The sequence below is a fragment of the Faecalibacterium sp. HTF-F genome, assembly GCF_023347535.1.
GTDB classification, from domain to species: Bacteria; Bacillota; Clostridia; order Oscillospirales; family Ruminococcaceae; genus Faecalibacterium; species Faecalibacterium wellingii.
Window position 1 is genome coordinate 1,816,539 of the sequence record NZ_CP094473.1, and the last position, 25,583, is coordinate 1,842,121.

Genomic DNA, 25,583 nt, shown 5'->3' on the forward strand with positions numbered 1-25,583 from the left:
CACTCCATTTCACTGTGATGCAAAAAGGACCTCCGGATGCTTCTCCGGAGGTCCTTTTCTCATTCAGGTTCAGGCTTCCATTTCTTCCAGCGGAACAAGGTAGGTCTTGCGGCACTCCTCGTATTCCAGCATGTAATCCTTGGTGGGATTGTGGTGCATGATGCTCTTGAGGGTATGGGAGTCGTAGTCCTCACTGGCATCCATGCCAATAAGACGCGCGGCAATATTCGAGCAGTGATCCGAGATGCGCTCTGCATTGTTCAGCACATCCAGGAACACAACGCCGGTGTCAATGGAGCACACGCCGTCCTTCAGGCGCAGGATGTGCTGGTCGCGCAGGCGCTCTGCCATCACATCGATCACCTCTTCCAGCGGTTCCACCTGAGCCGCCATGCGCATATCGTTGTTGTCAAAGGCATCGTTGGTCAGGGTCAGGATGCGTTCCAGTGCATTTTCCAGCAGCAGCAGCTCCTTGGTGGCACTCTCACTGAACGAAGCTTCCTTCTCTTCCAGCTCCTCTGCCTTTTCCATGATGTTCACTGCATAGTCACCAATGCGCTCGAACTCAGTAACAAAGTTCAGCAGCTCCGTCACGGTGTGGCTCTCGTCGTCGCCCAGCTCCTGATCGGTCATTTTGATCAGGTAGTTGGAGATCGCCACCTCCATCCGGTCGATCAGGTTCTCACGCACACGGATGGCGCTGACCGTATCCTCGTCCATTTTCAGCAGCAGCGGTGCGGCCAGATTCACATTGCGGGCAGCACGGCGGGACATCTTGACCACAGCGCTCTTGGCCTGCTGTAGGGCAACCGCAGGGCTCTTGAACAGGCGCTCGTCCAGCACCGGCATGCTCAGCTCCTGTGCTTCCTCGGCACTGTCCGGCACAGTGAGCATGGCCAGCTTGGACAGCACACCGCTGCAGGGCAGGAACAGCAGCATGGCGCACACGCTGGAAAGGGTGTGGATGTTTGCGATGGTGCTCTTGTTCATCACGTCGTTCCACATGGGGATGCCAACGGTGAACTGCACCGCATACACCAAGGCCAGCAGGATCACGCTGCCGATGATGTTGAAGTACAGGTGGATCAGTGCAGCGCGCTTACCGTCCTTGGAAGAGCCGCCGATGGTCAGCAGCGGCGTAAACGCGGTGCCGATGTGGGCACCCAGAATGATGGGGATGGCCGAGCTGAAGGTAACAAGGCCGGTGCTGGACAACGCCTGCAGGATACCCACCGATGCAGAGGAGGACTGGATGACCACCGTGACTACTACGCCCACCAGAATGCCCAGAATGGGATTCGTCATGGTAACGAACAGGTTCTGGAACACGGCACTCTCACGCAGGGGAGCCACACCGGTGTCCATCAGGCTCATGCCGGTAAACAGGATGCCAAAGCCCAGCATGATCTGGCCGATGTTCTTCTTTTTGGCGCTGCGCAGGAACACATAAAAAATGCAGCCAATAAACGCCACCACCGGTGCAAAGGTCTTGGGCTGGATCAGGGTCAGCCAGAGGCTGTCGCCGGAGATGTCCGCCATGCGGATCAGCTGACCGGTAACAGTCGTACCAATGTTTGCACCCATGATGACGCCTACGGACTGCGTAAGGGTCATGATGCCGGAGTTGACCAGACCGACACAGATCACGACCGTGCCGGCCGAGGACTGAATGACACCCGTGATCAGGGTGCCGAAAATAACTGCTTTGAGCGTAGAGGAGGTCAGTTTTTGCAGCACGCCCTGCATTTTGCCGCCAGCCAGCTTTTCCAGACCAGCGCCCATAATGGACATGCCGTACAGAAACAGCGCAATTCCACCCAACAGAGAGGTAATGTGTGTGATATCCATAACGATACTCCTAAAAAATGATCTTCCTTTTGATCCTTGTCCATCTGCCCTGCCCGCACACCGGACCTACTTTATCCGGCAGATGCCGCGGTCTGCCGCTCTGCTGCGCAGAACGGTGCACAATGACCGCGCTTGAATTTATTATATCATTTTTTATCCCGTCACAACAAGGTTTATTTTACAAGAAAATCACTTTTTCTACACATTTTTCCGTCTCTTAATAGTTTCGCTCTTTCTTTTTTCAATTATTTTACATTGATTTTACATTAAAGCCGTAAACGACTGTAGTCGTTCCATACACAGAAGTTGTTTTTTGCAGGATGAGCATGCCGAATGGCCCGAGTTTTCCGGCCCGGCAAGGCGTTTTTCCGTATCATGAGGGAACGCAGCCTCTTACTCTGCCAGTTCCTCCATGGCCTCCCGCACGGTATCTGCCGAGAACAGGAACGCTCCGCTGCCGCTGTATACTTCCACATGGCTTCCTACATAACGCATTTCAAAATCCTTCATAGGGGTTCCCTCCCATATCCGTTTTTTGCAGATTTTTGGAACCTTTTTGGTTCCATGGCTGTATTATCGCACAGTTCAGGTCCCATAAACCGGATTTTCAAATCCTTTTTCAGAACAAAGACCGCCCTGTTCCTTCAGCCGAACAGGGCGGTCTCCTACATATTATAATATGGCGTGATGCAGCTTTCCTTTCCTCAATGGACTGCCGCATATTCCAGAATGTGTTTTTCCTCGTGCTGCTCGGCGCGAGTCTTGTCGTAGCAGTACCGGATGATGGCCTGCCGCCGCACGATGCCGATGAAGATGCCCCGGTCATCCACCACCGGAACAAAGTTCTGGTTCATGGCTGCTTCGATCAGCTGATCCATGCTGGTGGTCACGGTGACGGCCTTGTAGTCCCGTTTGTGGGGAAAAGCGGAAATGGGCACATCCTCAGCCGCTTCCAGATCCAGCCCGTGGTATTTTTTCAGGCCCCAGAGGATATCGCCCTCGGTCAGAGTGCCCACATATTTGCCCTGACGGTTGAGCACCGGAATGGAGGCGTAGCGGTTATTCTCCCACTTTTCCAGTGTCTGTCGAAGGGTGAAATCGTCGTAAACGTACATCAGATCCTGCTTGGGGGAAAGGAAGAACAGAATATTCATGACAACAGCTCCTAAACATTGATCCATGCGCCGTGCGCAAAAAATAACGCAGTCCATCCGCACAAGCGGGAACCCTGCGCCGCAGTCCCTATCCTTGATTCTATTTTAGCACTTTTTCATAGTCAGATAAAGCATCCCCTGCCATCTTTTATAATTTTTTAACAGATTGTTTGCTTTCTTTCGTCATACTTTCGTATTTGATAAAAAAGCGGCTCACGTTCAGCATCTTAGCATCGGCCTCCTGCGAAACAGCCCGAACTCTGCAAAAGCCGCAAAAAACTGTGCAAAAAGTGGATATCCCAGCAATTAGAACTGTACAACCGTCCCCGGAAGTTGTATAATAAGGTGGGTGTTTCTCGGTGCAGCATGTGCAGATGCCTGCTGTACCCCAGACCTTGAATGTGTTTTACGAAAACGAACATAAAGGAGCAGAGCGACTATGATCACTTCCCGTTTCCCTCTGGGGGATGTCAGCTTTACGTCCGGGTACTTTGCTACTCTGGTAGGTGAAGCAGCCAAACAGTGTTACGGCGTTGCCGCAATGGCACCCCGTGATATGACCGATGCCGTCAAGAGCATGGTGCACGGTTCCGATTACCCGGAAAAGGGTGTCCGTGTCACGCAGGAGGATGGCCGTCTGGTGATCGAACTGCACATTGCCGTGAGCTACGGCCTGAATATCTCCACAGCCGCCCGCAGCATCTCCCACCGCGTCAAGGACGAGGTGGAGCATTCTACCGGCCTGAAGGTGGCACGCGTTGTGGTCTCCGTAGACGATGTGATCGCCTGATTTTTGTCCGACCATCCCAGGGTGTGTCTGAAAGCGCCGGGCTTTTCCGGCAAGTACAAGGAGTAAAAAAGAATGATTTCTGGTAAGGTTTTGCGTGACGCCATTATCTCTGGCGCCAACAACATCAACAATCAGCGTTCCCGCGTGGACGAGCTGAATGTTTTCCCTGTTCCCGATGGCGATACCGGCACCAACATGGGCATGACCGTGGGTGCTTCCGTGCGCGAGCTGGAGGCTCTGGACGACAGCTGCACTGTAGGCGAGGCCTCCAAGACCGCTGCTTCTGCCATGCTGCGCGGCGCACGCGGCAACTCCGGCGTTATCACCAGCCTGCTGTTCCGCGGTTTCTCCAAGGCTCTGGAAGGCAAGAAGGAAGCTACCGCCGCCGACATCGTCGAGGCTCTGAAGAAGGGCGTTGAGGGTGCCTACAAGGCCGTCATGAAGCCCACCGAGGGCACCATCCTCACCGTGGCCCGCGTTGCCTCCGAGGAAGCCGCTGCCTGCGGCGCTGAGGATGTGCCGGCCCTGTGGGATGTGGTGATGGCCGCCGGCCAGAAGGCTCTGGAGAACACCCCCAACCTGCTGCCCGTGCTGAAAAAGGCCGGCGTTGTGGATGCCGGCGGTCAGGGCATCATGGTCATCTTCGAGGGCATGGGCAAGGTGTTCCACGGTGAAGGCATCGTGGCTGGCGGCGAAGCTGCCCCCAATAAGGCAAAGCTGTCCACCGAGAACGCCGGCAAGGGCGTGTTCACCGACGACCTGATGAAGGTGGAAGACATCAAGAACGGCTACTGCACCCAGTTCCTCATCAACAAGTATGAGGGCGCAAGCGCCGCAAAGATGCGTGCCTTTGCAGAATCCAACGGCGACAGCGTGGTGTGCATTGAGGATGATGACGTCATCAATCTGCACGTTCACACTGCCGACCCCGGCAAGATCCTGAGCGAGGCCATCAAGTATGGCTACCTGACCAACTTTAAGATCGAGAACATGCACGAGCAGTTCCTGGCCCGCCAGAAGCAGGGCAAGAGCCTGGAAAAGCAGGCTTCTGCCGAGAAGGCTCCTTCCCAGTCCAGCGAGTTCATTTATGCTGCTGTAGATCCTAGCCGTGACTACGGCTTTGTGGCTGTTGCTGCCGGTGAGGGCCTGAAGGCTGTGTTCACCGACCTGTCTGCGGACGCGGTCGTTTCCGGCGGTCAGACCATGAACCCCGCCACCGAGGACATCCTTGCAGCCATCCAGAGTGTGCCCGCCAAGACCGTGTTCGTGCTGCCCAACAACAAGAACATCATTATGGCTGCGGAGCAGGCCCAGAAGCTGGCTGACCGTCAGGTGGTCGTTCTGCCCACCCGCACCGTGCCCATGGGCATTACCGCCATGCTGAACTTTGATCCCTCTGTGAACGCCGAGACCAACACCATCAACATGATGGCTGCTGCCGATAAGGTGTCCACAGGCCTGATCACCTATGCAGCCCGCGACAGTGAGTACGACGGCAAGCGCATCCGGAAGGGCGAGATCATGGCACTGGAGAACGGCAAGATTGTCTCCACCTCCAACGACATCACCAAGGCCACCTATCGTCTGGCACGCAGCATGTGCAAGAAGGATTCCAGCTTTGTCACCATCATCTCCGGCTGCGACGTCAGCGATGAGGATGCCGAGAAGGTCACCGAGATCGTAAAGGCAAAGTGCCCCAATCACGTGGAGGTCAGCCACATCCGCGGCGGCCAGCCCGTTTACTATTATATGATCAGCGTGGAGTAAAAACTCCTTCTATTTTCATCGCAAAAGCGGAGCTTTCCCCTTTTGCCATATCTGGGATCGAGAAAAAATCGAGCCGGGAAGCTGCTGGAAGGCAGCCGCCCGGCTCTTTTCTTTTTGGATTTCGCAAGGGCTTTTTGACTTTCAAAATCCGAAGTGAGGCCAGAGTATAAAGAAGAGACGCTGGTTCTGAACGAACCAGCGTCTCTTCTGCATGGAGCGGGCAATGGGAATCGAACCCACCTCCTCAGCTTGGAAGGCTGATATACTAGCCGATGTACGATGCCCGCATTTACGAACGATATTATAACATGTTCCGGCGCAAATGTCCAGCCCAATTTTTGTGTGTTCCTTAAAGCACCGGAAAAGAATTCCGGAACGGCCTTGCTTTTCCATACGGCTCTGCTACAATAGAAAAGAATGGAGGGAAAGAGGATGGAGCCGGAAGCAGAGATCATTCGTGCGCAGCTGTTTGCCTTGCAGGATGAAGCATACCGCACCTTTCACAGTGCGTTGATGCCCACCGTGCCGCCGGAAACGGTGATCGGCGTGCGCATTCCGGCTCTGCGCAGGCTGGCAAAACAGCTCGCGGGCACAGCGCAGGCAGAGGTGTTTTTACAGGCCCTGCCGCATGGATACTACGAAGAGAACAACCTCCACGCGTTCCTGATCGAGCTCATCCGGGACTACGACAGGGCGCTGGCTGAAACGGAAGCGTTCCTGCCCTACATCAACAACTGGGCCACCTGCGACTGCTTCTGTCCCAAAGCGTTTGCAAAGCACAAGAAGGAGCTGCTGGTGCCCATTCGCCGCTGGCTGGATTCGGGTGAGGCATACACCGTGCGCTATGGCATGGAGATGCTGATGCGCTATTATCTGGATGATGCATTCCGGCCGGAATATCTGGAATGGGTAGCCGATGTGCGCAGCACGGAATACTATATCAATATGATGCGGGCATGGTATTTTGCCACGGCACTGGCAAAGCAGCCGGATGCCGCGCTGCCGTGGCTCACAGAAAAGCGGCTGGATCTGTGGACCCACAACAAAGCCATCCAGAAAGCGGTGGAAAGCCGCCGCATTCCGCCCGGAATGAAGCAGTTGCTGCGCGGTCTGCGCAGCCGTTCATAAAAGCTTCCGGATTTCCGCGCAGATTTCCTGTTTACTTTATTCAGGTTTTATTGTAAAATATACTTGAATAACAATGCCGGGCATAGACCCGACGGAATATAAACAGGTGGTGTTTGAATTATGGCATTGAAATATCAGCGTATCCTTCTGAAGATCAGCGGCGAAGCACTGGGCGGCGAAAAGGGCATGGGTTTTGACGAACCCACCATGGACGCGATCTGCGGCGGTGTGAAGAAAGCACACGAGCTGGGCGTGCAGATCGGCATCGTGGTTGGCGGCGGCAACTTCTGGCGCGGCCGTTCCAGCGGCAAAATGGAGCGCACTCTGGCCGATAAGATCGGCATGCTGGCAACGGTGATGAATGCACTGGCTGTCTCCGACAAGCTGGAGCAGCTGGGTGTCCCCACCGAGGTGTTCACCTCCATCACGATGCCGCAGGTGGCACAGCCCTTTACGCGCAAGGAGGCCCTGCGCGCCATGGACGAGGGCAAGATCGCTGTGTTCGGCGGCGGCACCGGCAACCCGTTCTTCTCTACCGACACGGCTACCGCTCTGCGCGCTGTAGAAGTGAGCGCGGATGTAATGTTCAAGGCTACCATGGTGGATGGCGTCTACGATAAGGACCCCCACAAGTACCCGGATGCAAAGAAGTACGATACCCTTACCTTTACCAAGGTGCTGGAGGATCAGCTGGCTGTCATGGACGGCACTGCAGCGACCCTGTGCCGCGACAATAAGCTGCCCATCCTCGTGTTTGATCTGGCCGACCCGGACAACATTGCCCGTGCCGTGCAGGGCGAGAATGTGGGCACGCTGGTTTACGAGGGCTGAGAAGCCCGCAGCAGACATACATTATAGGGGCAGTGCTCTGCGCACCGCCCTGAGATAAAAAGGAACAGGAGACTACCACAATGAGCAGCAACACCAAGGTTTACGAAGAAAAGATGAAGAGCTCGGTCGAGCATCTCAGCCGCGAGCTGGCCGCTGTGCGCGCAGGCCGCGCAAACCCCGCTGTGCTGGATAAGGTCAGCGTGGACTACTACGGTGCCCCCACGCCCATCCAGCAGGTGGCATCTGTGGCTGTTGCCGAGGCGCGCACCCTGACCATCACTCCCTGGGATCGCACCCTGCTGCGCCCCATCAGCAAGGCCATCATGGCAAGCGATGTGGGCATCACCCCCATCGATGACGGCTCCACCATCCGGCTGAACTTCCCCGCTCCCACCGAGGAGCGCCGCAAGCAGCTGGCCAAGGAGGTCTCCAAGCTGGGTGAGGATGCAAAGGTCGCCGTGCGCAACATCCGCCGCGAGGCAATGGACAAGGCCAAGGCAATGAAGAAGGCCGGCGAGCTGACCGAGGACAGCCAGAAGACCATGGAAGAGGATGTCCAGAAGCTGACCGACAAGTATATCAAGAACATTGATGCTGCAGTGGAAGAGAAGCAGAAGGAGATCATGTCCGTCTGATCGGCTGCATAAAGTCAAAAAGAACGCAAGGTGCCGTGCGCTGGTGAGGAGTTATGCTTCTGTGGTGCGCGGCACTTTTGTTGGAGGCGGTCTGACCGCCGGGAGGAAGGAATGGAGCATCCGAAAGAGTTTGCCGAGGGGCTTTCCATCGGCATCATTATGGATGGCAATGGCCGCTGGGCAAAAAACCGGGGTCTGCCCCGTACTGCGGGCCACAAAAAAGGCGCAGAGGTCTTCAGCGATATTGCCGACTACTGTGACGAACTGGGCGTTTCGTCGGTGTACTTCTATGCGTTTTCCACCGAGAACTGGAAGCGCCCGCTGGAAGAAGTCAACGCCATTATGCGGCTGTTCGGCGAATATCTGCTGAAAGGCTTTGACTATAAGAACCGCAACATCCGCATCAAATTCATGGGTGATCGCACCGTACTGGACCCGAAGCTGCAGGCGCTGATGGATCAGCTGGAAGCGGATTCCTCGGTCAAGACCGGCATGACTCTGAACATCGCCATCAACTACGGCGGCCGCCCGGAGATCGTGCGCGCCGCGCAGCGTCTGGCTGCAAAGGCAGCGGCCGGTGAGATCCGTCCGGAAGAGATCACCGAGCAGATGCTCAGCGACGCGATGTATACCGAAGGCCAGAAGGACCCGGATTTCATCCTGCGCCCCAGCGGAGAGAAGCGGCTTTCCAATTTTATGCTGTGGCAGGCAGCCTATTCTGAACTGGTGGAAATGGACGTTCTGTGGCCAGATTTCACCCGCAGCGATCTGGACGCCGCCATTGAGGAATTCAACCATCGTTCCCGCCGGTTTGGCGGACTGTAAACCCAAGACCTCCTGCACGCGGTGCAGGGACCGGACGGCCCGGCGGCTTTGCCGGAGCCAAACTTAATCCAGAGGGGCGCGGCACCCGACCGGTGAAAAGGAGATCCAATCTATGAAAACACGTGTTATTACTGCGATCGTGGGCATCATCGTACTGATCGGCGTGATGTTCACCTTCAACACCCTGATCTTTAATCTGGTCATCGCGGCCATTACGCTGATCGCCATCCACGAGATCTACAGTGCCCTCGGCTTTGAAAAGAAGGACTGGCTGATGTATGCGGTTCTGGTGCCGTATACACTGCTGGTCATGACGAGCAACTATCAGGTCATGCGGCGGCTGGTGATGCCGATGTCCTTTCTGCTGGTCACATTTTACGCCATCTATCTGGTGGTGCGCAACGGCACCATCAGCTATCAGAAGGCCAGCGGCCTGCTGATGTTCTCCGGCATCGTGATCTTCTGCTTCTATTCCTTTATCCGGCTCAAGGAGCTGCTGCCGGTGGAGCAGTACGGCTACGATGCGGTGTTCTTTATCCTGCTCATTCTCTGCTTTGCCTGGGGCGGCGATACCTGTGCCTACTTTGCAGGCCGTGCCTTTGGCAAGCACAAGCTCTGCCCGGTGGTCAGCCCCAAAAAGACCGTGGAAGGTGCCATTGGCGGCGTTCTGGGCACCATGGTGTTCGGTGTGATCATCACGCTGGTGTACTCGGTGGCAGCAAACCGGATGGAAGCCTTCACCCGCTCCAACATTGGCGTTTCCATGTATGTGATCATTGCGCTGCTGGGCTGCGTGGCCGCGGTGCTGGGCATTTATGGCGACCTGTTTGCCAGTGTGGTCAAGCGCCAGTGCGGTATCAAGGATTACGGCACCATCTTCCCGGGCCACGGCGGCATTCTGGATCGTTTTGACAGTGTGATGTTCATTGCGCCCTTTGTGACCATGGTCATTACGGCGGTGTTCTATTATTAAGGGAGGGAATGTGTGATGTCGAAAAGAATCACGCTGCTGGGCTCTACCGGCTCTATCGGCACCCAGAGTCTGGATGTGATCCGGGCTCAGGGGTACGAGGTGTTCGGCCTTTCCGCCCACAGCCATGTAGATGAAATTCTGCAGCAGATCGAGGAGTTTCATCCGCGTTATGTCTGCATGACCGATCCGGATGCAGCCCGCAGGCTGGATGCGGAGCTTTCCGGTCGTGCAGATGCGCCCCGGCTGCTGGTAGGGCCGGAGGGGCTCAAGCAGCTGGCCGCACTGGACGGCACCGATGTGGTGCTGAACAGCGTGGTGGGCATTGCAGGTCTGGGTGCCAGCCTGTGCGCCATCGAAAGCGGCCATGATCTGGCGCTTGCCAACAAGGAGAGCCTTGTCACCGGCGGTCATCTGGTCACACAGGCTGTGGCAAAGCATGGTGTAAAGCTGCTGCCGGTGGACAGTGAGCACTCTGCCATTTTCCAGTGCCTGCAGGATAAGGAGAGCGCCCCCAGCCTGACCAAAATCCTGCTCACGGCTTCCGGCGGTCCCTTCTTCGGGATGAAGACCGAGGAGCTGCGCGGCAAGACCAAAGCTGACGCCCTCAAGCACCCCAACTGGAACATGGGGGCAAAGATCACCATTGACTCTGCCACCCTGATGAACAAGGGTCTGGAGCTGATCGAGGCCGTGTGGCTGTTCGGCCTGCCGCCGGAGAAGATCCAGATCGTTGTCCAGCGCCAGAGCATCGTCCACTCGGCGGTGCAGTTCAGCGACAACTCAGTGATCGCACAGCTTGGCGTGCCGGACATGCGCATTCCCATCCAGTACGCACTCACCTATCCCAAGCGGGTGCCGGGCGTCGTGCCGGAGCTGGACTTTGCCGCGCTGAAGGTGCTCACCTTTGATGTGGCGGACGACGAGACCTTCCGGTGTCTTGCCGCCTGCAAAAAGGCCATCCGGAAGGGCGGCCTGGGTCCCTGCGCCGCCAACGGTGCCAACGAGGAAGCCGTCAGGCTCTTCCTTGAGGACAAGATCGGTTTCCTCGACATTGGCCGTCTGGTGGAGGCAGTCGTGGACAGCGACAGCTTTGGCGGGGACTATACCCTTAGCGATGTGTACGAGTGTGACCGCATGGCACGGGAATTTGTAAGAGCGCACTTATAAAAACCCTCTCAGCCTCACTGCGTTCGGCAGCTCTCCCAAAGGGAGAGCTTTCAAAAAGCATCAGGCCAGATGTGCAAAAGCTCCCCCTTCGGGGGAGCTGGCAGGGCGGCAGCCCTGACTGAGAGGGTTTCCGACTTTTCAGCTTTAGGAGACGCAATGTCAATTTTCATTACCCTGATCGCCGCACTGATCGTGTTCAGCGCGGTGATCGCCATACACGAGTTCGGGCACTTTGCGGTGGCAAAGCTCTGCGGCATTCAGGTCAACGAGTTTTCCATCGGCATGGGTCCGGCTCTGTGGAAGAAGATCTATAAGGGCACTCAGTACAGCCTGCGTGCATTGCCGGTAGGCGGCTATGTGGCGCTGGAGGGCGAGGAAAGCCCCGAGAGCCAGCAGGCCGAAGCAGCCTGTGACGAGCGGGAAGCAGAGACCGCAAGCCCCATCCCGCCGGAGCAGCGCACCGGCATCCCTTTGAACGATGCCCCGGTATGGCAGCGTGCATTGGTGATGGCGGCAGGTGCCTTCATGAATTTTGTGCTGGGCTTTGTGGTGCTGGTCATTCTTGTGACAGCGCAGGAAGGCCCCATCACCAGCAGGGTCATCTACTCCATTGAGGGCAGCGCCCTCTGCGGTCAGACCGGCCTGCAGGCGGGCGATGAGATCGTTGCTGTGAACGGCAGGCGCTGCTTTGTGGCCAACGACATCCTTTATGAGCTGGTGCGCACCGAACAGTACCGTGCCCGGTTCACTGTGAAGCGGGATGGCCAGAAGGTGGAGCTGCCGGACGTGCAGTTTGACACCTGGCAGGACGAGGACGGCCAGACCCATATGAGTCTCGGCTTTACGGTATACGGCATCCCGAAAACACCGCTCCATGTGCTGAGCGAAGCGTGGAACAGTACCCTGTACTATGGGCGCATCGTGTTCACCTCCCTGACAGATCTTGTACGCGGACGGGAAAGCATCAACAACCTCTCCGGCCCGGTGGGGATCGTGACCGCCATCGGGCAGGCGGCAAGCTACGGCTGGCAGGACCTGCTGGAGCTGCTGGCGCTTATCACCATCAATCTGGGCGTGTTCAATCTGCTGCCCTTCCCTGCGCTGGACGGCGGCAAGGTCGTATTTTTGGTCATTGAGGGCGTCACGGGCCATGCGGTGCCGGAAAAGCTGCAGAGCTGGCTGACACTTGCAGCCTTTGCACTGCTGTTCGGTCTGATGCTCTTTGCAACCTACAATGATATCATCCGGCTTTTGACCGGTGCAATGTAAACGAAAGGGGAACCCTATGCGGCAATTAAAGCGGGAAGTAAAGATTGGCAATGTGACCATCGGCGGCAAGAATCCTGTTGCGGTGCAGACGATGCTCAATGTGCCGGTGGAGGATATTGAGGGCAATGTGGCTCAGGCAAAACGGTGCGAAGCTGCCGGCTGCCAGATCCTGCGGGTGACCTGCCCCAGCCCGGCAGATGCAAAATGCATCGAAGCCGTCAAAAATGCGGTGAACATCCCCATCGTGGCAGACATCCACTTTGACTACAAGGCAGCTCTGGCCTGCGCGGACGTGGGTGTGGACAAGATCCGCATCAACCCCGGCAACATTGGCGACGACGACCGGGTGAAGGCGGTGGTGGATGCCTGCCAGCAGAAGAACATCCCCATCCGCATCGGTGTGAACGGCGGCAGTCTGGAAAAGCATATCCTTGCCAAATATGGCGCCCCCACCCCGGAAGCCATGGTGGAGAGTGCACTGTACCATGTGCGCCTGCTGGAAAAATTCGATTTCAACAACATCGTCATTTCCATCAAGAACTCCAATGTGCCCCGCATGATGGAGGCCTACCGCCAGCTCAGCGCTGTCACGGATTACCCGCTCCATGTGGGTGTTACCGAGGCGGGTACCTACCAGATGGGTCTGCTGAAAAGCGGCATGGGCATCGGCGGAATGCTGCTGGAAGGCATTGGCGATACCATCCGCGTCTCGCTGGCCGCAGAGCCGGAAAAGGAAGTGGAAGCTGGCTACAACATCCTGCGTGCCGTAGGCTTCCCGGTGGCGGGCCCGGAGGTCATCACCTGCCCCACCTGCGGCCGCACCCAGTATCCATGCACCCAGATCGCCAACGAGGTGGAAAAGCGGCTGCAGGGCTGCAAAAAATCCATCAAGGTGGCCGTGATGGGCTGCGTGGTCAACGGCCCCGGTGAAGCCCGCGAAGCAGACATCGGCATTGCCGGCGGCAAGGGCGAGGCGGTGCTGTTCATCCACGGCAAGCCCATCAAAAAGCTGACCGGAGACAACATTCTGGATCAGTTCATGGATGAGATCTATAAACTGTAAAGTGGGAGAATGCTATGGCACTGCAAAATAAACTGGGCCTGACCGATGAACTGGAGCTTGCCCGTGAAGAGGAAAGGATCAGCAAACAAAAGGCGCTGGCGCTGTATGATACGGGTTTGCTGGATACTTTTCCGGTAGGAACATTTGCAGGCCTTGCAATGATCCATAAATATCTGTTTGAAGATATCTATGAATTTGCCGGTCAGATGCGCACCGTAAACATCGCAAAGGGAAATTTTCGCTTTGCACCGGTCATGTATCTGCGCCCGGCACTGGAAAGCATTGACCAGATGCCGCAGTCTACGTTTGATGAAATTATTGAAAAATATGTAGAAATGAACGTGGCGCACCCTTTCCGGGAAGGCAATGGCCGCAGTACCCGTATCTGGCTGGACTGCATCCTGAAAAAAGAACTGCATCAGGTGGTGGATTGGAGCCGCGTGGATAAAAGCGACTATCTGATGGCCATGGAGCGCAGTCCGGTGAAAGATCTGGAAATCAAGGTACTGCTGCATAAAGCACTGACGGAACAGATCCATGACCGTCAGGTGTATATGAAGGGTATTGATGCAAGCTATCATTATGAGGGCTACCAGATTTTCAGAACAGAGGAACTTGCAAAGAAATAAAACCACATTTTTGCTGCCACACCTGCAAAAAACGGGTGCGGCAGTTTGTGCTGTATAAAAAGGAGTACCATTTGTGACACCACTCGTATCCAACCTGTGGCCGCAGTTCATGGTGGACCCGGCATTTGCGGCCTGCTTCGGGCAGGTCATTGTGGAGCACGCGCAGATGCTGCGGCAGGAGCGGCAGGTCATCTTTACCCTGCGCAGCGGTGCACCGCTGGACAAAGATCTCTGTGCCCGGCTGCTGGCATCCCTGCAGCCGGACTATGAGGGCTTTGAGCTGCGTATCCAGAACCTGTTTGGCTATGCCATGCTGGATGAAACCGCTCTGCGCGGCCTGATGGACGAAATGAAGCGGGACGGCGTGCCCATCAACGGCTTTCTGGACCGGTGCACCATCCAGATCGTTGGCCAGAAAATCACCATCGGCGTGTGCCACGGCACAAAGTTTTTGCAGGAAATGCACTTTGAAAAGCTGCTTGCCGAGCGCATTGCGGCGCACACCGGGGTAACGCCGCAGGTAACACTGCAGAGTACTGTGAGTGAGGCGGAACAGCATCAGCTGGAGGAAAAACTGGAGCGCAAGATCGCGCCGCCGGTGGTTAAGTTCGAGAAAAAGAACACCGCACCGTCCATCAAGGTGGATGGTCTGGATCTGACCGATAAGCCTGTCACCATTTTCCATGGCAAAATGTTCACCCCCAAGAACCTCACCCCGCTGAAGGATCTGGGCGGTGAGGGCGGCAAGTGCATCATCTGGGGCGATGTGTTCTTCTCGGAGGTCAAAGGCAACTACCGCAAGATCTACACCGTGTCCATCACCGACTATCAGGGCTCCATCAACCTGAAGATCCGTGCGCAGGAAGGTGAGGATTGCTCCAAGTGGGAGAGCCTTGGCAAGGGCACCACCCTCATCGTGCGCGGCGACTGCTCCTACGACAAGTACGAGCACGATTATATCGTCTACCCCTACGATGTGCTCATCGTGGAGCGCAAAAAGCGGGAGGACACCGCACCGGAGAAGCGGGTGGAGCTGCATCTGCACACCAAGCTTTCCAGCATGGATGGCTTCTGCGACCCCGGCGGCATTGTCAAGCTGGCCCACCGCATGGGGCATCCGGCCATTGCCATCACCGACCACGGTGTGTGTCAGGGCTATCCGGAAGCCATGCTGGCAGCGGACGATATCCATAAATCCGATCCGGATTTCAAGTTGATCTATGGATGCGAAGCCTACTTTGTGGACGACATGATCCCCTGCGTGTACGGTGTGAAGGATCAGCCGCTGGACGGGGAGTTCTGCGTCTTTGATACCGAGACCACCGGCCTTGACCCGGGCGTGGAGTATATGACCGAGATCGGTGCCGTCATCGTGAAAAACGGCGAAGTGATGGAGGAATTTGACACCTTTGTCAAGCCCGGCAAGCCCATCACCCCCAAGATCACCGAGCTGACCGGCATCACCAACGAAATGGTGGCGGATGCTCCCGGCGAAAAGGAAGCGCTGGAAGCCTTCCTCAAATTTGCGGGAGACCGCATCCTTGTGGGCCACAACGTCCACGCCTTTGATATGCGTTTCCTGCGCGCCGCCGCCAAGCGCAGCGGCATCAGGCTGGAGCCGACCTATATCGACACCCTGACCATGGCGCAGGCCATGTATCCCGGCCTGCACAATTACAAGCAGGGCACCATCAACAAGCATCTGGAGCTGCCTGCCTACGAGGCCCACCGTGCCTGTGAGGACTCTGCCGCGCTGGGCCGTATCTTTGGTGTCATGCTGAAGGATCTGGAAGAAAAGCAGGTAGCAAAGGTCAGTGAGATCAACACCGGCCTTGGCGGCAACCGCGAGGTGCTGAAAAAGAAGTATTACCACCTCATCATTCTGGTCAAGAACCAGATGGGCCTGAAAAATCTGTACAAGATCGTCAGCGAAGCCCATGTGAACTACTTTTTCAAAAAGCCCCGGGTGCCCCGGAGCCTTTTGAACAAATACCGGGACGGCCTGCTGCTCACTTCCGCCTGCGAAGCCGGCGAGCTGTACCGGGCCATCGTGGATGGCACCAGCTACGAGGAACTGAAAAAGATCGCCGCCTACTACGACATCCTTGAGATCCAGCCGCTGGGCAACAACGCCTACATGGTGCGGGACGGCAAGGTGGACAGCGAAGAGGACATCAAAAACTTCAACCGCACGGTCATCAAGCTGGGTGAAGATCTGCACAAGCCGGTCATTGCCACCGGCGACGTGCACTTTACCGAGCCGGAGGATGCGGCGTACCGCGCCGTGCTGCAGGCGGGCAACGGCTTCAAGGATGCGGACAACCAGCCGCCCCTGTTCTTCCGCACCACGCAGGATATGCTGGCACAGTTCTACTACCTGCCCAAGGAAAAAGCCTACGAGGTGGTGGTGAAGAACCCCCGCAAGATCGCGGCGATGATCGACAACAATGTTCGTGCCATCCCGCGCGGCACCTACCCGCCCAGTATCGAGGGCGCAGAGCAGCAGCTGCGCGATGCTACGTGGGAACACGCCAAGCGTGATTACGGCGATCCCCTGCCCGAGATCGTGGAGAAGCGGCTGCAGAAGGAACTGGACTCCATCTGCGGCCATGGCTACGCCGTGCTGTACGTCATTGCGGTCAAGCTGGTGGCCTACTCCAACGCGGGCGGCTATCAGGTGGGCAGCCGTGGTTCGGTCGGCTCATCGGCCGTGGCCCACTTCTCCGGCATCTCGGAGGTGAACAGCCTGCCGCCCCACTATCGCTGCCCCAAGTGCAAGCACAGCGAGTTCATCACCGATGGCAGCGTGGATGACGGCTTTGACCTGCCGGATAAAAACTGCCCCCACTGCGGCACCCGGATGCTGGTGGACGGCCACGACATTCCCTTCGAGACCTTTCTCGGCTTCTACGGCGACAAGGAGCCGGATATCGACCTGAACTTTTCCGGCGAGTACCAGTCCAACGTGCACCGCTACACCGAGGAGCTGTTCGGCAAAGCCAATGTGTTCAAGGCAGGCACCGTATCCGGTATTCAGGACAAGACCGCCTACGGCTATGTGAAAAAGTATCTGGATGAGCGCGGCCGCACGGTGAACCACGCCGAGGAGAACCGCCTGACTCTGGGCTGCACCGGCGTCAAGCGCACCACGGGTCAGCACCCCGGCGGCATGGTCGTTGTGCCGGACACCTACGAAATCTACGATTTCTGCCCCATCCAGCACCCGGCGGATGATGTGGCGGGCGGCCTGCTGACCACCCACTTCGAGTTCAAGTATCTGCACGACACCCTGCTCAAGCTGGACGAGCTGGGCCACGATATGCCCACCTTCTACAAGTATTTTGAGGAGTACACCGGTATTCCCATCGACAGCATTCCCATGAACGACCCCAAGGTGTACAGCCTGCTGACCAGCCCGGAAGCGCTGGGCGTGACCCCGGAACAGATCGACAGCCAGACCGGCACCTTCGGCATCCCGGAAATGGGTACCAACTTCGTGCGCGGTATGCTGGTGGAGGCACGCCCCAAGAACTTTTCCGAACTGATCCAGATCTCGGGCCTGTCCCACGGCACCGATGTGTGGACCGGCAACGCGGACGAGCTGATCCGCAGCGGCACCTGCACCATTGCGGAGGTCATTGGCTGCCGTGACAGCATCATGCTGTACCTGCTGCGCAAGGGTCTGGAGCCCAAGATGGCCTTTGATATCATGGAGGCTGTGCGTAAGGGCAAGGTAGCCAAGGGCGGCTTCAAGGATGGCTGGGAGGAAGCCATGCGGGAGCACGAGGTGCCGGACTGGTACATCGAGAGCTGCCGCAAGATCAAGTATATGTTCCCCAAGGCCCATGCTGTGGCCTACCTGATGTCGGCCATCCGCCTGATGTGGTTCAAGATCTACCGCCCGCCGGAGTTCTATGCCGTGTACTTTACCGTGCGCGGCGACGATATCGACTACGAAGCCGCTGTGGGCGGTGCGGCAGTGGCCCGCGCCCACATGGAAGAGGTCAAGCGCCGCCTGAAGGAAGAGAAGAACGCCAAGGACGAAGATGTGCTGGTCAGCCTGCAGCTCGTCAACGAGATGCTGGTGCGCGGCTACGAGTTTTTGCCCATTGAGCTGGGCAAGAGCCGCGGCTCCAAGTATGTGGTGGAGGACGGCAAGGTACGCCTGCCCTTCTGTGCACTGAAGGGTCTGGGCGGTGCCGCCGCCGAAGCGCTGGAACGTGCCACCATCCACGGTGAAGAGTATATCTCGGTGGAGGAGCTGCAACAGGCGTCCGGCGTCGGCAGCAGCATTCTGGACCGCCTGCGTCAGGTGGGCGCTCTGGGCGACCTGCCGGAAAGTAGTCAGGTGAGCTTTTTCTGAAAAACGCTACAAAATGATATGCCCCCGGAGCAGGCAGAGCAACGCCAGAACTCTGCACGCTCCGGGGGTATTTTTATGTCAGGGAAGAACGATCACGGGCTGGGCAGACACCGGTTTGCACAAAAAATTCGCCGTTCCTTTGTGGAAACGGCGAACATTGTTCTTGTATTGTTTTGCCTTATCGATCCCACTTGTCACACAGGGCGTTGATCTGGTCGGCAAACTTTGCCAGATCCTTGTTGGCACCGCCCTCGTTGTGCTCAATGACACGCAGCAGGCGCTTGCCGGCACTGACCAGCCGCTGGAACACGCTGGCGGCACGGCTCTGCCCTTCGGATGCCTTGTGCTCAATGCGCACCCGGGAGCCCTCCTGCAGACAGACAGCACCCTCGGCACCAATGGCCCACTGTGCCCCATTGTAGGGTGCGCAGGCGGTAAATCCCTGTTCGGTCAGGGTCTCCACAAAGCGGTCCTCGGTCTCGTCGTCGCCGTGCATCACAAAGACCCGCTTCGGCTTCTGCTCAAAGGCACCCACCCAGCGCAGCAGGCCCTCCCTGTCCGCATGGCCGGACATGCCGGTGAGCTGGCAGATCTCCGCCTGTACCTCAATGGGCTCGCCAAACAGCTTGACGTTGACTGCACCATCAATGAGGGTGCGGCCCAGCGTGCCCACCGCCTGATAGCCCACGAACAGGATCGTGCACTCCGGACGCCACAGGTTATGCTTGAGGTGATGGCGGATGCGGCCCGCTTCGCACATGCCGCTGGCCGAGAGGATGACCTTGGGCACACGGTCTGCGTTGATCATACGGGATTCATCACTGGTCACGGTTACCCGCAGGCCCGGAAGCGCAATGGGGTCAATGCCTTTTGCCAGCATGGCCCGGGTCTCTTCGTCAAAGCACTCCATGTCGGTATCCCGGAAGATCCGCGTTGCTTCAATGGCAAGCGGGCTGTCGATGTACACCGGGAAATTGCCGTGGCCTTTGACCAGCCCTTTTTCCTTGATCTCACGGATAAAGTAGAGCATCTCCTGCGTGCGGCCCACCGCAAAGCTGGGAATGACCACATTGCCGCCGCGGTCAAAGGTGCGCTGCAGGATCTTTGCCAGCTCGTTCACATAATCCGGCTTTGGACCGTGGCTGCGGTCGCCATAGGTGGACTCCATAAAGACATAGTCCGCCTCTTTGATGTAGGTGGGGTCCCTGATGATGGGCTGGTCCGTATTGCCAATATCGCCGGAGAACACCAGTTTTGTGGTATTTTCGCCCTCGGTGATCCACAGCTCGATGCTGGCCGAGCCCAGCAGATGGCCCACATCCACAAAGCGCGCCTCAATGCCCGGCGCCAGCTCCACGCGCTGTTCATAGTTTACTCCCCTGAACAGCTTCATGGCCGCTTCGGCATCCTGTACGGTGTACATGGGCTCCACCGGCTCTGCACCGGAACGCTGGCCCTTGCGGTTTTTCCATTCGGCTTCAAATTCCTGAATATGGGCTGAGTCCCGCAGCATGATGCCGCACAGCTCCACCGTCGGGTTCGTAGCATAGATGTTGCCCCGGAAGCCATTGCGCACCAGCAGCGGCAGCATGCCGGTATGGTCGATATGGGCATGGGTAGCCAGCACCCAGTCGATTTCCCCGGGAGCAACCGGGATGGGCTGATTTTCGTAGACATCCTTGCCCTGCTCCATGCCGCAGTCGATCAGAAAGCGCCGTCCGGCCGCTTCGATCAGCGTACAGCTGCCGGTGACCTCATGGTTCGCGCCCAGAAACGTGATCTTCATAAAAACACCTCCGGTTTTGCAGCATTTTATCGGTACTTCTCCGGGCTGAGGGCCGGGAGTTTTCCCAGCGAATGATCCGAGGGTGGGAGCTGGAAGCCCCGAAATTTCGCGGGAAAAGCCCCCGGCTCGCAACCCCGTTCTCCGCATTTTGCTTTTGCACCCTTAGTATAGCATATTTTCAAGGGACACGCCGCACAAATCACGCCGCTTTTCTCGGGCATTCTGCCGAAAGACTGAAAAATTTTTTATACAATCTTGACAAACCACCCTCTTCTGTTATAAACTTAGGTTTGTATGACGTTCGTTCGTATTTTATGAGTTTTAATAATAGAGAGGTTGAATTTTATGGTTCGTAACGATTTGCGCAACGTTGCCATTATCGCTCACGTTGACCACGGCAAAACCACCCTGGTGGACGCAATGCTGCGTCAGAGCGGCGCGTTCCGCGACAATCAGGTCGTGGCTGAGCGCGTCATGGACAGCGGCGATATCGAGCGTGAGCGCGGCATCACCATTCTGGCCAAGAACTGCTCCTGCACCTACAAGGGCGTCAAGATCAACATCGTCGATACTCCGGGCCATGCCGACTTCGGCGGCGAGGTCGAGCGCGTGCTGAAGATGGTCAACGGCGTTCTGCTGCTGGTGGACGCTGCCGAGGGCTGCATGCCCCAGACCCGTTTCGTGCTGCAGAAGGCTCTGCAGCAGAACCTGAGTCTGGTGGTGGCCATCAACAAGATCGACCGTCCCGATGCCCGCATCAAGGAAGTCATCGATGAGGTGCTGTACCTGCTGATGGATCTGGGCGCCACCGATGAGCAGCTGGACTGCCCCATGCTGTTCTGCTGCGGCCGTGATGGCACCGCAAGCCTGGACCCGGATGTGCCCGGCACCGACCTGATCCCCCTGTTCGATACTCTGCTGAGCACCATCAAGCCGCCTGAGGGCGACCCCGAGGCTCCCTTCCAGATGCTGGTGTCCTCTGTGGACTACAACGACTTTGTGGGCCGCATTGGCATCGGCCGCATCCAGAACGGCGTTGCCAAGGTTGGCGAGGAAGTTGTCGTCTGTGACTGGCACAATCAGGATCTGAAGATGCGCGGCCGTCTGACCAAGCTGTACGACTTCCAGGCCAATGGCCGTCAGCCCTGCGATAACATCACCGCCGGCGATATCGTGGCCTTCTCCGGCCTGCCCGATGTGACCATCGGCAACACCCTGTGCAGCCCCTCCAATGTGGAGCCGCTGCCCTTTGTGAAGATCAACGACCCCACCGTGGAAATGACCTTCTCTGTCAATGACAGCCCGCTGGCCGGCCGTGAGGGTAAGTATGTTACCAGCCGTCAGATCCGTGACCGTCTGCAGAAGGAACTGCTGAAGGACGTCGCTCTGAAGGTGGAGGATTCTGCCACTACCGATTCCTTCCGCGTTATGGGCCGTGGCGAAATGCATCTGTCCATCCTGATCGAGACCATGCGCCGCGAAGGTTATGAGCTGCAGGTCTCTCCCCCGCACGTTCTGACCAAGGTCATCGACGGCAAGACCTACGAGCCTATGGAGCATGTTGTCATCGATGTGCCCACCCAGTATCAGGGCGCTGTCATGACCGGTCTGGGCCAGCGCAAGGCCATCCTGCAGCAGATGGAGTCTCTGGGCACCGACCGCGTGCGTCTGGAGTTCCGTATGCCCAGCCGCGGCCTGTTCGGCTACCGCAACCAGTTCCTGACCGATACCCACGGCGAAGGCATCATCAACCAGATCTTCGACGGTTATGATGTCTGGGCCGGCATGATCGCCAACCGCTCCACCGGTTCTCTGGTCAGCTTTGAGACCGGCGAGGCCGTCACCTACGGTCTGTTCAACGCACAGCAGCGCGGTACTCTGCTGGTGGGCGCCGGTGAGAAGGTCTACGAAGGCATGGTCATCGGCTACACCGCTTCCGGCGAGGATGTGGATGTCAACGTCTGCAAGACCAAGCATCTGACCAACACCCGTGCATCCGGCTCTGACGATGCCCTGCGCCTGATCCCCATCAGCAAGCTGAGTCTGGAAGGCTGTCTGGAGTTCCTGGCACAGGATGAGCTGCTGGAGGTCACCCCCGAGAATCTGCGCATCCGCAAGCAGATCCTGAACCACGAGCAGCGCATGAAGGCCAAGAGCAAGCTGAAGTAAGCGTTCCACTCCCTTATATAATATGCATTTCCCGCCCTGCAGCGTTTCAAAAACGCCGCAGGGCTTTTTGTTTTTGCAAAAAATCTCTGATTTTGTAAAAAAAGGCTTGCAAAAGGCATTCTTATGCGGTATAATATCTCTCGCAGTCACAACTGTGATCTGCCTCTTTAGCTCAGTCGGTTAGAGCACCTGACTGTTAATCAGGGTGTCGCCTGTTCGAGTCAGGCAAGAGGCGCCAAAGCAGAGCAATGTTCCTTACGGACATTGCTCTTTTTATTTGTGCTGCAGCCGGCAGCTGATGCCGCATGGATTTTCCCCTCTGTCCCGCCATCTCCGGTCTCTGTCCACAGCCCCGGAAAAGGCAGCATCTATGCAGAAAAAAGCATCCAGCTTAATGATTTCTTAAAAATTGACCACTTGAAGAAGATGTTGCATTGTGGTATACTTTTTATGTTCTTTGGGAATTAGTATCTGATTTTCCAAAACCCGGCACACAGTTCCATGGGCATTTTGCCATTTTTAACAGCAGCTGACCGGTGCTTTGCCGCCGTTCTCCGCAGGACGGGGTAAGCCACCGGTTTTTATACTGCTTACAGACTGTGTTTTTTGTGTTGTCAGAGCTGCTGCCGTCCGCTTCCCTTGGAAGTGTTCTGCAGTCGTTTGAATAAATTTGTATATGATCAAAGGAAGCATCTATGCGTTATACCTACGTCCGGCAGCATGACACTACCGACTGTGCGGCTGCCTGCCTCGCAATGGTGTGCCTCCATTACAAAAAGGAAGTTACCATCACCCGCCTGCGCGATATGATGGGCACTGACCTGAAAGGCACGAACCTTGTTGGTTTGCAGAAAGCCGCTAACGAGTTGGGTTTTTCCACCGCAGCGGTTCGCGTGGACCGTGAAAATTTCCTCAGCGATTTCTCTTTGCCCTGTATCGCACAGGTCATTACCGACCAGGGTCTGGCCCACTTTGTGGTGGTCTTTAAAAAGACCACCATCAAGGATGAGGGTGAGCGCCGCAAGCACATGCTGAAGGAGTCGGAATCTGCCAAGGAAGATGAGAAGAACGGCAAAAAGCACAAGTGCAAGGATTATGTCATCATCGGCGACCCCGCCACAGAGCTGAAAAAGATCAGTCTGGATGAGTTCTACAAGAACTTTACGGGCGTTCTGCTGCTGATGAACCCCACCTCGGAGTTCAAGGGCGGCAAGGTGGAAAAGGGCGGCATGTTCAAGCGCTACATTGATCTGCTGCTGCCGCAGAAAAAGCTTTTCTTCTATGCAATTTTTGCCTCACTGATCACAACGATCCTCGGCATTGCATCCTCCATGTTCAACAAGATCCTGATGGATGAGGTGCTGCCCTACGGATTGGATAATCTGCTGGTCACACTGATCCTCGTGTTCAGCATGGTCAGCCTGACCAATACTCTGATCGGTTTTGTGCGGCAGTGGGTGCTGATTCATCTGTCCATCAAGATCGATATCCCGCTGATGATGGGCTACTTCGGGCACATCTTCCACCTGCCCATGAAGTTCTTTGCCACCCGCAAAACTGGTGATATCACCACCCGTTATTCGGATGCAAACACCATCAAGTCCATCTTCACCAGCATTGCGCTGAGTCTGATCATGGATATTTCCATGGCCATCATCACCGGCATCATCCTGTTCCGCATGAACGCGATGCTGTTCTCCATTTCGCTGTTCATGGCTCTGGTCAGCATCCTGCTGGTGCTGATCTACAAGCAGCCGTATAAGAAGATCAACGAAGAGACCATGGTGCAGTCTGCTGCACTGAACAGCCAGATGATCGAAAGCCTGCGCGGCATTGAGACCGTCAAGTGCAACGCCAACGAGGACACCGAGCTGGAAAACCTTGAGCGCGAGTACATCAAGAGCCTGAAGATCAGCCTGCGTTCCAGCCGCATCAGCACCACACAGGGTCTGATCTCTACCTTCATCTCCATGATCTTTGGCATGCTGACTACTTATGTAGGTATCAGTCAGGTGCTGAACGGCGAAATGACGCTGGGCGGCTATATGGCTTTCAGCACCCTGTCTTCCTACTTCACTTCTCCGCTGAGCAACCTGATCGGTCTGCAGATGCAGATCCAGGAAGCCAACATCTCCATGAAGCGTCTGACCGAGATCATGGACTATCCTTCTGAGACTGCCGGCGACGAGGATCGCACGGATCTGGAAAAGGTGGAGGGCGACATCGAGTTCAAGGATGTTACCTTCCGTTACGGCAACCGTGCTCCTGCACTGGATCACATCAGCTTTACCATCCCGGCCGGTAAAAAGGTGGCTCTGGTGGGCAGCAGCGGCAGCGGCAAGTCCACCATCACCAAGCTTCTGCTCAAGTATTATGAGCCGGAGGATGGTGAGATCGACTTCAACGGTGTGAATCTGACGGAGTATACCAACGATTCTGTCCGCCGCGCCATTTCCTATGTGCCGCAGAACGTTGAGCTGTTCAGCAAGACCATCTATGACAACATCCGTGTTTCCCGCATGGATGCCACCATGGACGAGGTCAAGGAAGCTGCCAAGAAGGCCGATGCGCACGACTTTATCCGTCATCTGCCCCTGCAGTACAACACCTATCTGGAAGAAGCCGGCAACGGCCTGTCCGGCGGTGAGAAACAGCGCATTGCACTGGCTCGTGCTTTCCTGAAGGATTCCAACCTCTACATTCTGGATGAGTCCACCAGCAACCTCGACTTTGCAACGGAAAACCTGATCTTCAACATGATCTATGATCAGCTTGCGGATCGTTCCATGTTGATCGTTGCTCACCGTCTGTCCACTGTCCGTGACTGTGACATGATCCTGGTGATGGATCACGGCCAGATCGTGGAGCGCGGCACCCATGAGGAGCTGCTTGCCAAGGAAGGCAAATACTACGAGCTGTGGAACATGCAGCAGGGTATTTACCGCAGCAAGAAAAAGGCAGAACCCAAGCAGCCTGTCATGCAGGCTGTCGTGGAAGAGGATGACGACGGCGAGTCGATCACCTATTGATATGCTGAGATCGGATGGAGTTCCGGTTCCATAATATGACTGCCAGGGCCATCGATGCTGACAACAGAAAGCCTGTTTGTCTCGTCTGTCCTGAATAAGGAAGATGGTGTTACCCTGAAGCGGCGCGGCCTGCTCAGGTGACAATGCCTTACTATGG

The 25,583-nt window shown here is 56.6% G+C and carries 17 protein-coding genes and 2 tRNA genes; 15 read left to right on the forward strand and 4 right to left on the reverse strand.

The genetic code is table 11. From position 1 onward, the window contains the following. Positions 1-69: 69 nt before the first annotated feature. Together MTP37_RS08690 and MTP37_RS08695 are read right to left on the reverse strand one after the other, a co-directional pair. On the reverse strand, positions 70-1,848 hold the full coding sequence (locus tag MTP37_RS08690) for a Na/Pi cotransporter family protein (RefSeq protein WP_249236918.1): 1,779 nt from the start codon (positions 1,846-1,848) through the stop codon (positions 70-72). Between the two features lie 704 nt (positions 1,849-2,552). Continuing rightward, positions 2,553-3,002 carry a CBS domain-containing protein gene (locus MTP37_RS08695; protein WP_249236919.1) on the reverse strand — a complete coding sequence of 150 codons (450 nt, stop codon included), beginning with the start codon at positions 3,000-3,002 and terminating at the stop codon, positions 2,553-2,555. Positions 3,003-3,441: 439 nt separating this feature from the next. Between MTP37_RS08695 and MTP37_RS08700 the strand changes: the two genes are divergently transcribed. Next, the gene (locus MTP37_RS08700; RefSeq protein ID WP_249236920.1) at positions 3,442-3,792 is read left to right on the forward strand and encodes an Asp23/Gls24 family envelope stress response protein; all 351 of its coding nucleotides are present in this window, start codon (positions 3,442-3,444) and stop codon (positions 3,790-3,792) included. Positions 3,793-3,864: 72 nt separating this feature from the next. Further along, entirely contained in the window at positions 3,865-5,559 is a 1,695-nt protein-coding gene (locus MTP37_RS08705) for a DAK2 domain-containing protein (RefSeq protein ID WP_249236921.1), read from the forward strand. A 212-nt stretch (positions 5,560-5,771) separates the two neighbouring features. On the opposite strand, the gene MTP37_RS08710 is transcribed toward MTP37_RS08705, so the two are convergent. Next, a tRNA-Gly gene (locus tag MTP37_RS08710) sits at positions 5,772-5,846 on the reverse strand. Between the two features lie 145 nt (positions 5,847-5,991). On the opposite strand from MTP37_RS08710, the gene MTP37_RS08715 reads away from it, so the two are divergent. From MTP37_RS08715 to MTP37_RS08760, 10 genes are all read left to right on the forward strand, one after another. Beyond that, positions 5,992-6,687 (forward strand): DNA alkylation repair protein, encoded by a 696-nt coding sequence (locus tag MTP37_RS08715; RefSeq protein ID WP_249236922.1) that lies wholly within the window; start codon positions 5,992-5,994, stop codon positions 6,685-6,687. A gap of 120 nt (positions 6,688-6,807) precedes the next feature. Next, positions 6,808-7,518, forward strand: a complete 711-nt coding sequence (gene pyrH, locus MTP37_RS08720; protein ID WP_249236923.1) for a UMP kinase — start codon at positions 6,808-6,810, stop codon at positions 7,516-7,518. An 80-nt stretch (positions 7,519-7,598) separates the two neighbouring features. Further along, positions 7,599-8,153, forward strand: a complete 555-nt coding sequence (gene frr / locus MTP37_RS08725) for a ribosome recycling factor (protein WP_249236924.1) — start codon at positions 7,599-7,601, stop codon at positions 8,151-8,153. Between the two features lie 111 nt (positions 8,154-8,264). Further along, entirely contained in the window at positions 8,265-8,978 is a 714-nt protein-coding gene (gene uppS, locus MTP37_RS08730; RefSeq protein WP_249236926.1) for a polyprenyl diphosphate synthase, read from the forward strand. Positions 8,979-9,090: 112 nt separating this feature from the next. After that, on the forward strand, positions 9,091-9,951 hold the full coding sequence (locus MTP37_RS08735) for a phosphatidate cytidylyltransferase (RefSeq protein ID WP_249236927.1): 861 nt from the start codon (positions 9,091-9,093) through the stop codon (positions 9,949-9,951). Positions 9,952-9,966: 15 nt separating this feature from the next. Beyond that, a complete protein-coding gene (gene dxr / locus MTP37_RS08740) occupies positions 9,967-11,118 on the forward strand; it encodes a 1-deoxy-D-xylulose-5-phosphate reductoisomerase (protein ID WP_249236929.1) in 1,152 nt (383 codons plus the stop codon). Between the two features lie 156 nt (positions 11,119-11,274). After that, positions 11,275-12,387 carry a M50 family metallopeptidase gene (locus MTP37_RS08745; RefSeq protein WP_249236930.1) on the forward strand — a complete coding sequence of 371 codons (1,113 nt, stop codon included), beginning with the start codon at positions 11,275-11,277 and terminating at the stop codon, positions 12,385-12,387. A gap of 16 nt (positions 12,388-12,403) precedes the next feature. Further along, positions 12,404-13,450 carry a flavodoxin-dependent (E)-4-hydroxy-3-methylbut-2-enyl-diphosphate synthase gene (gene ispG, locus MTP37_RS08750; RefSeq protein WP_249236932.1) on the forward strand — a complete coding sequence of 349 codons (1,047 nt, stop codon included), beginning with the start codon at positions 12,404-12,406 and terminating at the stop codon, positions 13,448-13,450. A 14-nt stretch (positions 13,451-13,464) separates the two neighbouring features. After that, the gene (fic, locus tag MTP37_RS08755) at positions 13,465-14,079 is read left to right on the forward strand and encodes a protein adenylyltransferase Fic (RefSeq protein WP_249236934.1); all 615 of its coding nucleotides are present in this window, start codon (positions 13,465-13,467) and stop codon (positions 14,077-14,079) included. 109 nt (positions 14,080-14,188) lie between these two features. Beyond that, positions 14,189-18,442 carry a PolC-type DNA polymerase III gene (locus MTP37_RS08760; RefSeq protein ID WP_396344256.1) on the forward strand — a complete coding sequence of 1,418 codons (4,254 nt, stop codon included), beginning with the start codon at positions 14,189-14,191 and terminating at the stop codon, positions 18,440-18,442. Positions 18,443-18,620: 178 nt separating this feature from the next. Here the strand turns inward: MTP37_RS08760 and MTP37_RS08765 are convergent, their stop codons facing one another. Beyond that, positions 18,621-20,228, reverse strand: coding sequence for an MBL fold metallo-hydrolase RNA specificity domain-containing protein (locus MTP37_RS08765; protein WP_249236936.1), 1,608 nt, complete (start codon positions 20,226-20,228; stop codon positions 18,621-18,623). 345 nt (positions 20,229-20,573) lie between these two features. On the opposite strand from MTP37_RS08765, the gene typA reads away from it, so the two are divergent. From typA to MTP37_RS08780, 3 genes are all read left to right on the forward strand, one after another. Then, positions 20,574-22,397: a translational GTPase TypA gene (gene typA, locus MTP37_RS08770; RefSeq protein ID WP_005945857.1), complete on the forward strand. Its 1,824-nt coding sequence runs from the start codon at positions 20,574-20,576 to the stop codon at positions 22,395-22,397. Positions 22,398-22,558: 161 nt separating this feature from the next. After that, a tRNA-Asn gene (locus tag MTP37_RS08775) sits at positions 22,559-22,635 on the forward strand. 457 nt (positions 22,636-23,092) lie between these two features. After that, complete coding sequence (locus MTP37_RS08780; protein ID WP_249236937.1) at positions 23,093-25,426, forward strand: peptidase domain-containing ABC transporter; 2,334 nt, start codon at positions 23,093-23,095, stop codon at positions 25,424-25,426. Positions 25,427-25,583 lie beyond the last annotated feature (157 nt).